Source organism: Amycolatopsis pittospori, from assembly GCF_013870525.1.
Lineage (GTDB): Bacteria > Actinomycetota > Actinomycetes > Mycobacteriales > Pseudonocardiaceae > Amycolatopsis > Amycolatopsis pittospori.
Genome location: NZ_JACBXD010000061.1, coordinates 1 through 16,168, shown reverse-complemented (window position 1 = coordinate 16,168; position 16,168 = coordinate 1). Strand labels below are relative to the sequence as shown.

The 16,168-nt window shown below is 68.6% G+C and carries 14 protein-coding genes; 1 reads left to right on the top strand and 13 read right to left on the bottom strand.

The window, feature by feature from the left end:
* The 11 genes from H5J31_RS28265 to H5J31_RS28215 form a co-directional block, all read right to left on the bottom strand.
* Positions 1-747, bottom strand: a complete 747-nt coding sequence (locus H5J31_RS28265) for a maleate cis-trans isomerase family protein (RefSeq protein WP_181775693.1) — start codon at positions 745-747, stop codon at positions 1-3.
* Positions 744-1,007: a tautomerase family protein gene (locus tag H5J31_RS28260; RefSeq protein ID WP_207898921.1), complete on the bottom strand. Its 264-nt coding sequence runs from the start codon at positions 1,005-1,007 to the stop codon at positions 744-746. Before H5J31_RS28260 ends, H5J31_RS28265 begins: the two co-directional genes overlap by 4 nt.
* Positions 1,004-4,795 (bottom strand): non-ribosomal peptide synthetase family protein, encoded by a 3,792-nt coding sequence (locus H5J31_RS28255; protein WP_181775692.1) that lies wholly within the window; start codon positions 4,793-4,795, stop codon positions 1,004-1,006. The genes H5J31_RS28260 and H5J31_RS28255 overlap by 4 nt, the downstream gene beginning before the upstream one ends.
* A 456-nt stretch (positions 4,796-5,251) precedes the next feature.
* On the bottom strand, positions 5,252-6,118 hold the full coding sequence (locus H5J31_RS28250) for an IclR family transcriptional regulator (protein ID WP_181775691.1): 867 nt from the start codon (positions 6,116-6,118) through the stop codon (positions 5,252-5,254).
* Between the two features lie 306 nt (positions 6,119-6,424).
* On the bottom strand, positions 6,425-7,483 hold the full coding sequence (locus tag H5J31_RS28245) for an NAD(P)-binding domain-containing protein (RefSeq protein ID WP_181775690.1): 1,059 nt from the start codon (positions 7,481-7,483) through the stop codon (positions 6,425-6,427).
* 50 nt (positions 7,484-7,533) lie between these two features.
* On the bottom strand, positions 7,534-8,172 hold the full coding sequence (locus H5J31_RS28240; protein WP_181775689.1) for an SRPBCC family protein: 639 nt from the start codon (positions 8,170-8,172) through the stop codon (positions 7,534-7,536).
* A 40-nt stretch (positions 8,173-8,212) separates the two neighbouring features.
* Positions 8,213-9,067 (bottom strand): FAD binding domain-containing protein, encoded by an 855-nt coding sequence (locus H5J31_RS28235; protein WP_181775688.1) that lies wholly within the window; start codon positions 9,065-9,067, stop codon positions 8,213-8,215.
* Positions 9,064-11,502 carry a xanthine dehydrogenase family protein molybdopterin-binding subunit gene (locus H5J31_RS28230; protein ID WP_181775687.1) on the bottom strand — a complete coding sequence of 813 codons (2,439 nt, stop codon included), beginning with the start codon at positions 11,500-11,502 and terminating at the stop codon, positions 9,064-9,066. The genes H5J31_RS28235 and H5J31_RS28230 overlap by 4 nt, the downstream gene beginning before the upstream one ends.
* Entirely contained in the window at positions 11,502-12,032 is a 531-nt protein-coding gene (locus H5J31_RS28225) for a (2Fe-2S)-binding protein (protein WP_181775686.1), read from the bottom strand. Before H5J31_RS28225 ends, H5J31_RS28230 begins: the two co-directional genes overlap by 1 nt.
* Positions 12,033-12,259: 227 nt before the next feature.
* On the bottom strand, positions 12,260-12,940 hold the full coding sequence (locus H5J31_RS28220) for a TNT domain-containing protein (RefSeq protein WP_236005430.1): 681 nt from the start codon (positions 12,938-12,940) through the stop codon (positions 12,260-12,262).
* Between the two features lie 105 nt (positions 12,941-13,045).
* Entirely contained in the window at positions 13,046-13,981 is a 936-nt protein-coding gene (locus H5J31_RS28215) for a threonine ammonia-lyase (RefSeq protein WP_236005429.1), read from the bottom strand.
* 70 nt (positions 13,982-14,051) lie between these two features.
* On the opposite strand from H5J31_RS28215, the gene H5J31_RS28210 reads away from it, so the two are divergent.
* Positions 14,052-14,531, top strand: coding sequence for an Lrp/AsnC family transcriptional regulator (locus H5J31_RS28210; protein WP_181775684.1), 480 nt, complete (start codon positions 14,052-14,054; stop codon positions 14,529-14,531).
* On the opposite strand, the gene H5J31_RS28205 is transcribed toward H5J31_RS28210, so the two are convergent.
* The gene (locus H5J31_RS28205; RefSeq protein ID WP_181775683.1) at positions 14,509-15,621 is read right to left on the bottom strand and encodes an XdhC family protein; all 1,113 of its coding nucleotides are present in this window, start codon (positions 15,619-15,621) and stop codon (positions 14,509-14,511) included. The genes H5J31_RS28210 and H5J31_RS28205 overlap by 23 nt on opposite strands.
* The coding region (locus H5J31_RS28200; RefSeq protein WP_181775682.1) for a VWA domain-containing protein at positions 15,614-16,168 on the bottom strand (555 nt) is incomplete at its 5' end. The genes H5J31_RS28200 and H5J31_RS28205, both read right to left, overlap by 8 nt.

Genomic DNA, 16,168 nt, shown 5'->3' with positions numbered 1-16,168 from the left:
TCAGTGGTCCGACAGCAGGGAGCCGAAACCGCGGACGCGGTCGGCGACGCCGTTCTGGCGCAGGGCGTGCCAGTACAGGACGGCGTTGTTCGAGATGACCGGTTTGCCGAGCCAGAACTCGGCGGCCGCGGCGAGGCGCATCATGGCGACGTTGGTGCCGACCTGGACGATCGCCTCGACGTCGGCGCTGTCGATCTCCTTGACCGCGTCCCGGAGTTCGGTCTCGGAGACGTGGGAGATCTTGGCCGGGCTGGGCATCCCGAGCCCCTGGACGCGCAGCAGGTCGTAGCCGCTGTCTTTGAAGAAACGGCTGACCGAATCGTCGCCGACGGGCAGGTACGGCGTGATGACCGCGATCCGGCGGACGTCGTGGGCCGCGAGCGCGGCCTTGATCGCGTCCGGGCTCATCGTCACCGGGCGGCCACCGGCGGCCTCCCGCATCGAGTCGAGGACACGGCCGTGCGATTCCGGCCCCTCCCAATAGCTTTCCGGCGAGACCCCGACGATCACGCAGTGCGGGTCGCAGCCGGCGACGCTCTGGATCGCCGGATGCGTCGACTTCCGGATGCTGTGCATGACGTGGTCGAAGCCGGGCTCGTCGACCATCGAGTCGTCGTTGATCACCATCCGGCCGGTGTGGTTGGTGACGCCGTCCGGGCGCATCGCGTCCAGTTCCGGCTGGGCCGAGGTGTTGGTCGACGGGACGACGACACCGACCTTGAGGCGGGGGCCGAGGGAATCGGTCACGACTGGTTCTCCTTCGCGTAGGCGGGTTTCTTGATGACGAGATCGGCACGGCCCTGGATCTCCGGGACCACGACGGTCTCGGTCCAGTCCTCGGCGGGCACCGGTTCGAGCGCGATCGAGACCGCCCCGTCGTAGGTGCCGAAATGCGCGGTGACGACGGCGGTGAGCGCCGTGGCGAGCCGTTGCCTTCCTTCGTCGGTGAAGTCCTTCGGGAAGTGTCTGATGTGGACGTGCGGCACGTTCTCTCCTTCGCTGGTCATCGCTCGAGCCGGGCGCGGATCGCCGAAACCAGTTCGGCGACCCCGGTTTCCTTGAGGACGCTGTAGTGATCGCCTTCGAGCGTGATCACCTCGGGCGGTGTGGCCGAATAGCCGGAGCTGTTCTCGACGAACGAGTAGTCGTCGCCGACGGCCTTGAAGAGGGTCACGGGCGCCGCGATCCGGCGCCGGGCGAGTTCGCGGAAGCTGTAGTCGAACTCGTAGGTCTCCTCGACGATCCCGACGATCCGGCGGATCAGCTGTTCGTCCAGCGCGGGCATCAGGTTCGCCACGAACGCCACGAAGCCGTCCTCGTCACGGACCGTTTCCCGGCAGGCGAGCGTTTCCGGCCCGGAGATCGACCCGACGAAGACCGACAGCAGGATCGTCAGGTAGCCCGGGTTCGTGTAGCTCGCCACCCGCTCCCCACCGCCCGAGAGCTCCGGGTTGCCGGGGCAGATCAGCAACAGGTTCTCGACCCGCTGCCCCTGCTGTTCCAGCTGCCACGCCGTCTCGAAGGCGACCCGCGCGCCGAACGAGTAGCCCCACAGCGTGTACGGGCCCTCCGGCTGGACGCGCCGGATCTCGGCGACGTCGGCCTTCGCCATCTCCTCGACAGTGGCATACGGCGTCTCGCCCGCGTTGATCCCGTGCGCCTGGACGCCGTAGAACGACCGCCCCAGGCCGGTTTCGCCCGCCAGCAGCCGCAGATTCATCGGGTAGCCGCCGAGACCCGGCCAGCAGAACACCGGGCTGCCGCCCCCGTTCGCCAACGGAACCAGCCGCGACGACGGCGTGCCGGAGTCCTCGCCGATGCGAGCGGCGAGGTCGCCGAGTTTCGGGCTCTCGAAGACGACCTGCAACGGCAGCCGGGTGCCGTACTCGCGGTTGATCCGGTTCACCAGGGAGACCGCGGTCAACGAGTTCCCGCCGGCGGCGAAGAAGTCGTCCTCCACCGAGACGTCGTCGTACTTCAGCGCCTTGCCCCATACCTCGGCCAGCCACCGCTCGTGACTCGTCGACGGTGCGACGTAAGGCGTGTCGCCGTTGGCCGAACGGACCGCGTCGGTCTCGGCCAGCGCGTGCGCGTCGACCTTTCCGTTGGCGGTCAAGGGCAATTCGTTCAGCACCAGTACCCGGTTGGGGATCATGTAGTCGGGCAGGATCTGGGCCAGTTCGTCCCGGATGATCTCGGCCGGGCCCTTCATGTGGACGGCGTCCTCGCGCATGCCCTCGCTGCGCATCTGCTCGGCGCTGACCTTGCCGCCGACGAAGAAGTACGACGGCCCGGGCGCGATCCCTTGCCCGGCGAGGATGTCGTCGATCCGCCGGGCGGCGGGCAACGGGTTGCCGGTCTTCGAACTGTAGCCCGAGGACATGAAGCCCAGCGCCGAACCGTTGCGCTGCAGGTGATGCAGCTTCGTGCCGAGGCCGATGTATTCGAGCCACTCGTCGCTCGTGCGGCTGACGGCGGTGATGCCGAAACCCGCGCGGCCGTAGACCTGTTGGTTGATCGCGATCACGTGTTTGGATTCGATCAGCTTGTCGGAGAGCCGCTCGAAGTCCCCGTCCCGCCACCGGTAGGTGCCGGCGGGCAGCCCCTCGACCCGGCCGGGATGAGCCTGGACGAACAGTTCGGTGTCGTCCCGTCGCGGCTCGCCGTCGTTGCCGTGCAGGGAGAACGTGCCGAGATAGTGGTCGTCCCCGGCGGCGCCGACGCGGACGGCCACCAGCGGGTCGAACGCCGACGGGCTGATCGTGAGGCCGTAACCGGGCAGGATCTCCTCGAAAACGCCGACCATGTGCCCGGCCTCGAATTCGAGGACCTCGCGGATGTTGTTCTTGTACACCGGTTCGATGGCGCCGGTGCGGCCGATGAAGTGCACCGCGTGCCCGTCGCCCGTGCCGTCGGCGACGCGGACCAAGACGTGGTCGACAGGGTGGTAGTAGTAGACCCCGGCGCCGAGCCCGTCGAGACCGCTTGTCTCCAGGTACAGCTGTGTCGCGTACAGCGCGCCCGGCGACGCGTAGGAGTACTTCGAGAGCAGCCGTTCCTCGCTCTGGAACCGGCCGAACCACCGCAGCAGCTCGCCCAGTTCGGCGAACGAGAGCTCGCCGGGTTCGCGCGAGTACTCACTGACCGGCCCCGGGGTCAGGAGCGCCGTGAGGTCGTCACGGGTGACCGCGCCACCCTCGTAGTAGCGATAGGTCTTGCGAGCGAAGACCTCGCGCCGCTGATAGCCGGTCTCTTGCCTACCCGGCAACGGGATCGCCGGAAGGCCCGCCGTGTCACGCACGCCCGGATGGGACAACTGCGCCTTGACCTGCAGTTTGCTGGCCTTGGACTGGTGGTGCCCGCCGTGGTTGCCCTGGTCCATCAGCGCGGCTTCGCGTGGGTTCAGCTCGACACAGGCGACGAGCGACTTCGACCCGGTCCGCGCGTCGTCGGTCACCACCGCCGCGGCCCGGCGCACCCAAGTGTGCTCCTCGATGGCCACGGTGATCTCGTCCAGTTCGACGCGGTACCCGCGCAGTTTGACCTGGTTGTCGGCGCGGCCGACGAACTGGATGGTGCCGTCGGGGTTCCAGTAGGCGAGGTCACCGGTGCGGTAGAGGCGTTCGGTCGGCACGAACGGGTTCGGCACGAAGCGCTCGCGCGTCTGCTCCGGCCGGTTCAGGTAGCCGCGGGCCAGCTGGACGCCGCCGATGTACAGCTCGCCCGTCTCCCCGATGTCGACCGGAGCCAGGTCGGTGTCGAGCACGAAGCACTGGGTGTTGTCGACCGGCACACCGATCGAGATCATCCCGGGGCTCTCCTCGATCGTGTCCGGATCGACGAGATGGGCGGTCGCGTTGATCGTGCATTCGGTGGGGCCGTAGAGATTCACCAGCCGGGCCGACGGCAGCTCGCGGGCGAGTTCCTTGGCCAGCTGCCGGGAAAGCGCCTCGCCGCCGGAGAACAGCTTCCGCAGCGAGGTGCAGGTCGCGAAGCGTTCCGTGTCGAGCAGCGCCTGCAGCAGCGTCGGGACGCACTGCAGCGAGGTGACGTCGTGCTTCACCACGATGTCGATCAGGGCTTCGGGATCACGGAAACTGCCCGGCGCGCCCATGACCACGCGAGCGCCCGCGGCGGGCGCCAGGATCTCCCACTGCGCGGCGTCGAAACTCATCGGCGTCTTCTGCAGCACCGTGACCCCAGGGACCAGATGACCGCACGCCTGCAGCCAGCGCATCTGGGACACGACGCTGCGGTGCTCGATCATCACGCCCTTCGGCCTTCCGGTGCTACCGGAGGTGTAGATGACGTAGGCGAGCGAATCCGGTCGGGGTCCGGGCGGGACCTGGCCTTTCACGCCGCGGCCGTCGTCGACGGAGACGATCCGCGTCCCGGCGGGCACGAGGCCGGCGAGCCGTTCGGCCAGGTGCGGTTGGGTGACGACGACGCCGGTGCCACTGTCGTCGAGCATGTACCGGAGCCGGTCTTCGGGATACTCCGGAGAGAGCGGCAGATAGGCGGCTCCGGCGGCGAGAATGCCCCACGCGCCGACCATCAGGTCCGCGGAAGGCTCGACGTAGAGGCCGACGGGGTCGTCCGCCCCGATCCCCAGGCCCGTGAGGTGTACGGCGAGTTCCGCACTCGCTTCTTCGAGTCGTCGGTAGGTCAGTTCCCGTTCGCCGTCGACGACGGCGAGCGCTTCCGGCTGCGTTCTCGACCAGTGTCCGAGCATGTCCGGAAGGCAGGTACTGGAACGGATGCGGTGGAATGGTGAGACGTTCTCGGTAGACGTCATAGTCTTTTCCCTAGGCATGGTCCTCCCCCATTACGAATTTCGTAGTCACACACCACGCCTGGCGAAAGGTACGGTGTCGATGCGCTACTCCTGATCCCCCGATCAAAGGAGTGGCGTGGACATCCCGAGATACCAGCCGGGGCAAAACCGCCTGGGATTTCCCCGATCCGGATCGCGGGTCCCGGCGGCCACCTCATCAAACAATCCGCAGGTTATCGGGGTCAACCTCGCGAAAACCGCTCCCAGCTGGGGTTTCTCTGGTCACGAGAGAACAGGATTTATGAGATGGGTCTCCTTTCTCGTGTGGCGAGAAAGGGCTTATCCGAAACATTTTTCGCGAACTGGAAAGCAGGTAGAGGTACCGCTCCGCGTTACCCTCGGACCGGAAACGCCGTGAAGGCCTCCTTCCCTACTCTCAAGGTAGGGAAGGAGGCCTTCACGGACTGATCGGCGAACTCAGTGGTCGAGCATGAGCCGCTGTACGGCGGTGGCCGCCGAGCGCACCGCGTCCACGTGCGTGCCGAGGGACGCCGAGATCGGCGCGGGCACCATCACCGTGACGGCGCCGGCGACGACGTCGCCCCACAGCACCGGCGCGGCGAAGGAGTTCCAGCCCCGGGCGCATTCTTCGAGGCCGATCGCGTAGCCCTTCGCGCGGATCTCCGCCAGCGAACCGAGCAGCCGCGCGCGATCGCGGTACGCGCCCGGCCCCATCCCGTCCGGGACCGGCTCGTCCGCGACGCGTTGCTGGACCGACTCGGGCAGGAAGGCCAGGATCGCCCGGCCCGACGCGCCGACGCGCAGGGATCGGTGGGAGGCCAGCAGTTCCCGCGGGGACAGCCCGATCTCGGTCAGATCGGAGCCGCCCACCGCCATTTCGACGCATTGGCGTTGCACTCCGCCGAGCCTGGTCAGGCCGTAGAGGAACGCGAGCCCGTCGCCGGTCTTGGTGCGAAGCCGGTTCAGGATCAGATCGAGCGACGCGCGATCGACGCCCTGTTCCAGTGCTTCGATCCCGAGTTTCGCGGCCGCCGGCCCGAGGCGGTACCGGCCCCGGCCGACGCGCACGAACGTCCCGTGGGCCACGCCCGAACGCAGGATGCGGTGCACCGCGGAGTCGTCGACCCCGGAGGCCTTGGTCAGTTCGGCGAGGCCGCGGATTCCGCCGCCGAGTTCGGCGAACGCCTGCTGGACCCGGAAAACGCGTTCGGCGTGATTGGTGCCCCCTGCCCGGCCGGTCGAATTTCCCGGCCCGGTGTGCCATCCGGCATGCGGCCTGGTGCCCGCGTGCCGGGTTGCCGAGCGCGAGTCGACGATGGTCATCTGTTTCCACTCCCCCTGGTGTGTCAGAACCACCCACCACCCTGACCGACGGCCACGGTGTCGGCAAGGTTTCCCTTCTTAATTCTCTGTCAAGTCTCGGATTCACCCGATGAACCGGCATTCGGATCACCTTTGTGCGCGATCTTCGCCGCCCCATCGGGCAGCCGCCGACGCGCCTCCGGAATTGATCGACCGGCCTCACGGGAGGCGTTGTGAAAGCCACTTTCGCAACGTTGAAGGTTGTGAAAGTGGCTTTCGCAACGTGTGCGCGCAGCGGACCGTGGTAAGTCGACATCCTCGACGAACTCAGCGGCCGAGCAGGCGCCGGATCTCGGTGACGGCCGCGCGGCCCGCCCGGTTCGCGCCGACGGTACTGGCCGAGGGGCCGTAACCGACCAGGTGCAGCCGCGGTTCGGCGACGACCCTGGTGCCGTCCATCCGGATCCCGCCTCCGGAGCCACGCAGGCGCAACGGCGCGAGATGGTCGATGGCGGCGCGGAAACCGGTGGCCCACAGGATGACGTCGACGGGTTCGGCCGTGCCGTCCGCCCACACCACGCCGTCCGGGGTGATCCGCTCGAACATCGGGTGGCGGTCGAGGATCCCCGCGTCCATCGCCACCCGCACTTCGGGTGTCACGGCCAGGTCGGTCACGCTCACGACGCTCTTCGGCGGGAGACCTTCGCGGACCCGCTCGTCGACCCTGGCGACGGCTTCGCGGCCCCAGTCCTCGCTGAACGGCTCGTCGCGCCAGACCGGCGGACGCCGCGTCACCCAGCGCGTCGAGTGGGCGAAGGGCGCGATCTCCATGAGCAGTTGCACGGCCGAGGAACCGCCGCCGACCACGACGACGCGCTTGCCGCGGAAGTCGCCGACGCCGGTGTAGTCGGCGGTGTGCAGCTGGCGGCCGCGGAAGGTCTCCTGGCCCGGGTAGTACGGCCAGAACGGCCGGTCCCAGGTGCCGGTCGCGCTGATCACCGCACGGGCGGCCCACGTCTCGGTCGCGCTGGCGACCACGAGCCGGTCGTCCTCACCGCTCACCGACAGGACGTCGACGGGACGGTGGACCGGCAGGTCGTAGGTGCGCTCGAAACGGCCGAAGTACTCCGAAACGACCTCTGCCGCGGGGAGCTTCGGGTCAGGCGTACCGAAGGCCATCCCCGGGAGGTCGTAGATGCCGTGGACCTTCTCCACCACCAGCGACGGCCAGCGGTACTGCCACGCGCCGCCGGGACGTTTGCCGTGGTCGAGCACGACGAAACCCGACTCGTTCGCGAACCCCGCGCGGCGCAGGTGATACGCCGCCGACAGACCGGCCTGGCCCGCCCCGATCACCGCCACGTCGACTTCGTGATCCGCCTTCATACCCGGTTCAACGGCAGGGGATTCCCACTATTTCGCGGTATGGGTCACAGTCATCGTTTCAGCGCGCGGACGATCGCGACGATCACGAGCACCCCGGCGACCGCCACCAGCACCGGAGCGAGCCGTTTGACCACCGACTCGCCCGCGTACTCCATCAGATCGATCGCCTCGCCCTCCGTCACCGGTTTGACGGCCTTGAGCGGTGGCCGCTCGGGTGCAGCGGGCTTCTCCGGTTCCGGTTCGGCCTTCGTACCGAGCTTGCCGGCCAGGCATTCCGCGAACGAGTCGAGGATCTTGCCGCCGACCTCGGAGATCAGCCCGCGCCCGAACTGCGCGGGTTTGCCGGTGACCGCGAGCTCCGTGGAGACGGCGCCGTGCGTGACGCCGTCCTTTTCGGCCAGCGTGAGCGTCACGGTCGCCGACGCGGTACCCGCGCCGCGGGCGTCCTTGCCGGACGCCTTGATCACCACCTTCTTGGCGTCGGCGTCCTTCTCGACGAAATGGCCGGCTCCCTTGTAGAGGAGGGAGATCGGCCCGAGCTTGACCTTCACCGTGCCTTTGAAGGCGTCCCCGTCGACTTCGGTGATGGTGGCGCCCGGCATGCACGGCGCCACCCTTTCCGGGTCGACGACGGCCTTCCAGACCTCGTCGACCGGGGCGGGAACGGTGAATTCGTGGTCGAGCCGCACGGGCCGACCTCCCTTCCTGCTTACTTCAGGCTCGCGTCGTTCAGGAACCGGCCGCGGCGAGGACCGCCCGGCCGGTCAGCACCCTGGCGAGATGCTGCCGGTACGCGACGTCGGAGTTGCCGTCCGCCGTCGGGTTCGTACCTTCGGCCGCGCGTTCGGCCGCGCCGCGGATCGCTTCGGCGGTGGCCGGGACACCGACCAGTGCCGCCTCGACCCCGGCCGCCCGCACCGGCGTCGAGCCCATGTTGGTGAGCGCGACGCGCGCCTCCTCGATGGTGCCCGCCTCGGTCCGGACGCAGGCCGCGACCGCGACCATCGACCACGCCTGGGCGACCCGGTTGAACTTCTCGTAGTGAGCACTCCAGCCGGTGTGCTTCGGCACGCGGACCTCGACCAGGATCTCGTCCGCGGCGAGCGCGGTGGTGAACATGTCCTGGAAGAAGTCCGCCGCGGCGACCGTCCGCCGCCCGTTCGGCCCGGCGACGACGAGTTCGCAGCCGAGCGCGAGGACCGGCGCCAGCAGGTCACCGGCGGGATCAGCGTGCGCGATGGCGCCGCCGAACGTGCCGCGATGGCGGATCTGCGGATCGGCCACCGTGTCGGTGGCGGCCTTCAGCAGCGCGGCGTGCTCGGCGACCAGCGCGTCCCGCTGGACGTCGTAATGCGTGGTCATCGAGCCGATGAACAGCACGTCGCCGTCTTCGCGGACACCGCGCAGCTCGCCGACCTTCCCGAGGTCGATCAGCGTGGTCGGCGTGGCGAGCCGCATCCTCAGCACCGGCAGCAGACTCTGCCCGCCGGCCAGCACCTTGGCGTCCTCGCCCGCTTCGGCGAGGGCGTTCACCGCTTCGTCCACTGTGGACGGAGCGACGTACTCGAAGGGAGCGGGGATCACTGGGCACCTCCGGAAGCGTCGATCGAACCGAGACCGCCACCGGCTTCGGAACCCAGACCGCCTTCCGCGGTCGTCTGATGCTGGATCGCATGCCAGACCCGCATCGGGGTCAGCGGCATTTCGATGTCGTTCACCCCGAACTGCCGGACGGCGTCGACCACCGCGTTGACCACGGCCGGGGTCGAGGCGATCGTGCCCGCCTCGCCGACTCCCTTGGCGCCCAACGGATTCGTCGTCGACGGCGTCTCGGTGCGGTCGGTGGTGAAGCTGGGCAGATCGGCCGCCGACGGCAGGAGATAGTCGGCGAACGTCCCGGTGGTCAGCGTCCCGCCTTCGTCGTGGACGGCCTCCTCGAACAGCGCCTGCGCGATGCCCTGCGCGAGCCCGCCGTGTACCTGGCCTTCGACGATCAGCGGGTTGACCACCACGCCCACGTCGTCGACGCAGACGTAGGAGCGCAGCTTCACGCGCCCGGTCTCGGTGTCCACCTCGGCCGCGCACAGATGCGTGCCGTGCGGGAACGAGAAGTTCTCCGGATCGAACGTGTCCGCCGAATCCAGTGAGGGTTCGACACCGTCGGGCAGGTTGTGCGCCGAGAACACCGCCCACGCGATGTCCTGGATGGACGTCGAGGAATCCGTGCCCTTGACGGAGAACTTGCCCGCCTCGAACTCGAGGTCGTCCTCGGAGCACTCCATCAGGTGCGCCGCGATCGGCTTCGCCTTGGCGAGCACCTTGTCCGCCGCGTTGACGACCGCGATCCCGCCGACCACCAGCGACCGGGAGCCGTAGGTGTCCATGCCCTTGTGCGAGGACTGGGTGTCGCCATGGATGACCTCGATGTCCTCGAACGGGACGCCGAGTTTGTCGGCGACGATCTGGCTCCACGCCGTCTCGTGGCCCTGGCCGTGCGCGGAGGCGCCGGTGATGACCTCGATCTTGCCGGTCGGCAGCACCCGGATCTCCGCGTGCTCCCAGCCACCCGCCGCGTAGTCGAGCGAGCCGAGTACTCGCGACGGCGCGAGGCCGCACATCTCGGTGAACGTCGAGATACCGATGCCGAGCTGGACGGAGTCGCCGGATTCCCGCCGCTCCTTCTGTTCCCGGCGGAGGCCGTCGTAGTCGAACAGTTCCTTGGCCTTGGCGGTGGCGGCCTCGTAGTCGCCCGAGTCGTAGGTCAGCCCGGCCACCGTGGTGAACGGGAATTCCTCGTGCTTGATCCAGTTCTTCTCGCGGAGCTCCATCGGATCCATGCCCAGCTCGACGGCGAGCTCGTCCATGATCCGCTCGATCCCGAACGTGGCCTCCGGCCGCCCGGCGCCGCGATAGGCGTCGGTGAGCGTGGTGTTGGTGAACACGTTGGTGCAGGAGAAGTGGTACGCCGGGAACTTGTAGATGGCGTTGAACATGAACGCGCCGAGGATCGGCACACCGGGCCCGACGAGACCGAGATACGCGCCCATGTCGGCGAGCAGTTCGACCTTGAGGCCGGTCACCGTGCCGTCGCGGTTCGCGGTGATGGTGAGGTCCTGGATCTGGTCGCGGCCGTGGTGCGCGGCGACCATCGTCTCCGACCGGGTTTCGGTCCACTTGACCGGTTTGCCGAGCCGCTGCGCGATCAGCGTCGACATCATCTCCTCGGGCAGCACGGCGATCTTGCCGCCGAAGCCGCCGCCGACGTCCGGCGCGATCACGCGGACCTTGTGCTCGGGGATGCCGAGCGTGGCCGCGGTCATCGTCTTGAGGATGTGCGGAACCTGGGTGGCCGACCACATGACCAGCTGGTTGCCGGTCGGGTCGACGACACACGCCCGCGGTTCCATGAACGCCGGCACCAGCCGCTGCTGACGGAAGCGGCGTTTGACCACGACCTCGGCGTTCGAGATCGCGTCCTCTACGTTCGATCCCGTTCCAGCGTCCGCGGAATCGAAGACCCAGACGGCGTTCTGGTTGGTACCGAGGTCTTCGTGCACCAGCGGCGCGCCCTCGGCGAGCGCGTTCTCGAGGCCGAGGACGACCGGGAGTTCGTCGTACTCGACGTCGATCGCTTCGAGCGCGTCGTGTGCTTCGGCCGACGTCCGGGCGACGACCACCGCGACACCTTCACCGGCGAAGTTCACCGTGTCCGACGCGAGGATCGGCCGCCTCGGCGACTTCATGTCCGGCGTGATCGGCCACGCGCACGGCATGCCGATGGCGCTTTCCGGGTCGAGGTCCTTGCCGGTGTAGACGGCGACCACCCCCGGCGCGGACTTCGCTTCTGAAGTGTCGATCGAGACGATCTTGGCGTGCGCGAACGGGCTGCGGAGCACCGCGAGGTGCAGCATCCCGGGCAGTGTCATGTTGTCGGTCCAGCGCGTGCGGCCGGTGATGAGGCGTTCGTCCTCCTTGCGGCGACGGGCCTTGCCGACCTCCGGTTCGATCGTGGAGGTCATCACTCACCACCCGCGCCGACGCGGGAAGCGGTGTCCGAGGCGAGCCGTTCGGCTTCGGGACCGGCACCGGGTCGCATGTGGTGGGCGGCGTCGCGGACCGCGCGGACGATGTTCTGGTAACCCGTGCAGCGGCACAGGTTTCCTTCGAGTCCTTCCCGGACGGCCTTTTCGTCCGGATCGGGATTGTCGGCGAGCAGGTCTATCGACTGCATGATCATGCCGGGGGTACAGAACCCGCACTGCAGGGCGTGGTTCTCGTGGAAGGCCTTCTGCACCGGATGCAACTGGCCGTCACGGGCGAGTCCCTCGATCGTGGTGATCTCGCAGCCGTCGGCCTGAACCGCCAGTACCGAACAGGATTTCACGCTGTGCCCGTCGAGATGGACGGTGCAGGCGCCGCAGTTGCTGGTGTCGCAACCGACCACGGTGCCCACTTTCCCGACCCGTTCGCGCAGATAGTGCACGAGGAGGGTGCGGGGCTCGACGTCGTCTGTGTAGCTGGTGCCGTCGACGTTGACGGTGATGCGCATCAGGCCTCCAAAAGCAAGAGAAACCCCGCGCTGGGTCCGGGGTCGTTCGGGATCGGCCAGTCATTCGGTTGTCACGGACCGACCCCGGGGCGACCGTGATCGGACTCACAACCGAGCGTGCTACTTCTGCCCGGCCGGGACAACCCCCACCAGGGGGTGGTTCCCGGCCGGGTCCGCAGATGCGTTGTGGTCGAAGGATTTTCACCGCAAACGCGGTTTTGTGACGATTACTTCAATCGCTCGAGAAATCCGTTGGCGATCAACCATCCGACGTTGACCGGCCCCGGTGAGCCGGGCAGCAACGCACCGTCCACTTGGTACTGGAGCCCACCACCCGGCTGGGCGAACCAGGCGGCGATCGGACCGGAGTGGACGGCGAACGACTTCGTCACCCGATAGGCGTGATAGTTGCAGCTCGCGGCCGGCGTGGAATCGAGACTCTGCGGCGGGATCGCCCTCGAAGCGTACGGGGAGCCCTTCGGCGCGAGGAACGAGCCGTACTCACTGCCGTAACGGTCGATCCGCTTGCCCGGCGTCAACGTGATCACGTACTGGATGGGCGTCCCGTCGGGGCGCAGGACGTAGCCGTTCTTCGGCGGATAGCGCCACGAAGACGCCGCCGGGTCGTAGTAGGTGTCGAGGAAACGCTGCTCCGTCAAAGCGCCGGTGCGGCGGTAGCCGATGAGCTGGAAGCCGACGTCGCCCAGGAGGGGAAGTTTCTCCGGGCCGAGCCGTTTGTCACCGTGGCGATCGGCTTCCGAGCATTCGGTGAGCCTGCCCGCTGGGGCGTCCGCGGTTTGCGCGGTGGTCTGCTTCGCCGGTTCCGCGGTCGCGGTCTGCGCGGTGACCGGGGCGAGGAGGAGGCCGATGGCGGCGAACACCGTCAAGGTGCGTCTCAGCAACATCATCCGAGCACACCAGCCGGAGCGCGGGGTGGTCGAGGCGCTGATCGACTGACGTCGTTGAGCCGACCGGCTGATCCGGCCGGCTGATCCGGCCACCCCGCCGCCGGATCAGCCCGTCAGGCCGAGCACCGAAAGATCGGCGTTCGCCCCCGTCACCACGGTCGCGGCGAACTCCCCCAGGATTTCGTGCACGGTCAGCGCGGCCAGACCGGCGGCGCCCGCGGGTTCGGGGACGACGCCGAGTGTTTCCGCGCCCAGCCGCATGGCCGCCCGCAGATCGGCGTCGCCGACCAGCACGAAGTCGTCGACGAGGGACCGCAGCCGCCGCACGGATTCCGGTTCCGGGGTCCGGATCGAGATCCCGGCGGCGAACGAGTTCGCCCGGTCGACGGTGATCGATTCGCCCGCCCGCCAGCTCTTCGCCATGGCCGGGGCCGATTCGGCGCCGACGCCGACGATCCGGACGTGTGGCGCGTGCGCCTTGATCCAGAGCGCCACCCCGGCGATCAGCGCGCCGTCGCCGACCGGGAGCACGACGGTGTCGATCTCACTCTCCCGCGCCAGTTCCAGGCCGATCGTGCCCGCGCCTTCGGAGATCGCGGGCTCGCGGCCGTCGACCACGAAGACGCGGTCAGGTGCTTCGGCGGCGAAGGCGGCCGCGGCGACCTTCGCCTCGCCTTCGACCCGGCGCACCCGCGCGCCCAGGGTCTTCATCCGCCGCAGTTTGATCGGCGAGATGTCGGCGCGGACGAAGATCTCGGCCCGCAGGCCGTGCTTCCGGGCCGCGAACGCGACGGCCTGCCCGAAGTTGCCGCTGGTTCCGCACACCATCGTGGTCCCCGGCGCCAATCCGGCGGCGTAGTAATCCGCGCCCCGGCCTTTGAAACTGCGCAACGGGTTCAGCGTCTCGATCTTCACCAGCACACGCCGTCCGAGCCGGGCGTTCAGCTGTTCGTCGCTGTACTGCGGGGAGTTCAGGAAAACGGGGTCGATCACCTTCGCCGCTTCCGCGACGCGGTCCAGCCGCAGGTCGATGTCGTTCATGACCGTCACGCTAGGACGGAAGCCGAGCATCGCGATTGTAAAGTTTCCCGCCCTCGTGCAAAAATCTTGCGTGACGCTCGACGAGATCGACTACCTCCTGCTGGACCTCGTCCAGGCCGACGCGGCCCGCCCGCTGCACGAATTCGGCGACGCCGTCGGCCTTTCCCCGAGCGCGGTCCAGCGCAGGCTGACCCGGTTGCGCGCGGCGGGCGTGATCCGCGCGCAGGTCGCGGTCCTCGATCCCGAAGCGCTGAGCGCCGGCATGACATCGGTCATCCTGATCGCGCTGACCGACGACGACGTCGCGCATCACGACGCTTTCCGCGCGCGCATGCTGGCCGAACCCCGTGTGCAGCACTGCTACAGCATCGTGGGGCAATGGGACTACGTCGTCGTCCTGCTCACCCAGGATCTCAAGGCGAGCAGGGCGTTCTCCCGAGAGCTGTTCACCGAGCACGTCAAACGGTTCGAAACGCTGCCCGCGTTCGAAATCGTCAAATCGAGTCAGGCTGTCCCGGTGCCCGGCGTCAGCCGTGGATCCGGCCGGTGAGGGCGGCGAGCCGCGACCCCGTGCCGCTCCACCGCAGCGCGATGATCTCCGCCGCGATCGACACCGCGGTCTCCTCCGGCGTCCGCGCGCCGAGGTCGAGGCCGATCGGCGAGGACAACCGCTCCAGTTCCGCTTCGGTGACTCCGGCTTCGCGAAGCCGCGCGAAGCGGTCGTCGTGGGTCTTTCGGGAGCCCATCGCGCCGACATAACCGACGTCGAGCCGCAACGCGACCTCCAGGAGCGGCACGTCGAACTTGGGATCGTGGGTCAGCACGGCGATCGCGGTCCGGCCGTCGATCCGGCCCGCGTCGGCCTCGGCCTTCAGGTAGCGATGCGGCCAGTCGACGACGACCTCGTGCGCGTCGGGGAACCGGCTCTTCGTCGCGAACACGGGCCGCGCGTCGCACACCGTGACCTGGTAGCCGAGGTACGCGCCCATCTTCGCCATCGCGGCGGCGAAGTCGATCGCGCCGAAGACCAGCAGGCGCGCGGGTGGCTCGAAGGAGTTGACGAAGACCGTCATCCCCTCACCACGTCGTTGCCCGTCCGGCCCGTAGTGCAGCGTTCCGGTGCGGCCGCCGACGAGCATGCCGCGCGCGTCGTCGACGACGGCGTCGTCCATCCGCGACGAGCCGAGCGAACCGGCGACCCGGTCCGGCCAGACGATCAGATGCTCACCGACCAGCCCTTCCCGTTCGTGCTCGATCACGGTGACCACGGCGACCGGCTGTCCATTGTGGACCGATTCGACGACGTCGCCGAGTTCCGGCATCGAGTCGCGGTCGACGTGCTGGACGTAGATGTCGATGATCCCGCCGCAGGTCAGCCCCACCGCGAACGCGTCGTCGTCGGTGACGCCGTAGCGCTGCAGCACCGGCGCGCGATCGGCGACCACCTGCTGCGCGAGTTCGTAGACGGCGCCTTCGACGCAGCCACCGGAGACGCTGCCGGTGACCGTGCCGTCCGGGGCGACGAGCATCGCGGCTCCCGGGCTCCGGGGTGCCGACGAAAACGTCGCCACCACCGTGCCGACCCCCACCGTCTCCCCGGCGGCCCAGCGGCGGTGCAGTTCATCCAGTACGTCACGCATCGGCGATCTCCACCAGCAGTCGTTCCAAAGTGCCCAAACTGTGCCCGGCCAGCAGCCGATCGAGGTACGGAAGCGCGGCCACGATGCCGGACTGCACGGGAGCGTAACCAGCCCGCCCCGCGTGCGGATTAACCCAGAGTACGACGTGAGCGAGCCGTCGCAGCCTGGCGAGCTGTTCGGCGAGCAGTCCGGGGTCGCCCCGTTCCCAGCCGTCGGAGAACACGGTGACCACGGATCGCCTGGCCACACCGCGTTGTCCCCAGCGGTCGAGGAAGGCCCGCAAGGTCTCGCCGAGCCTGGTGCCGCCCGCGAAATCGGGGACCGCGGCGGCCGCGGCGAGCATCGCGTGCTCGGGGTCGCGCAGCCGCAGCTGACGCGACACCCGGGTCAGCCGCGTACCCAGCGTGAACACCTCGACCCGGCCTGGAGCGCGACGGGCGACGACATGCGCGAACCGCAGCAACGAATCGGCGTACGGGCCCATCGAGCCGGAGACGTCGATCAGGAAGACGAGACGGCGTGGTCTGGCGCCCCGGCGCCGGTAGGC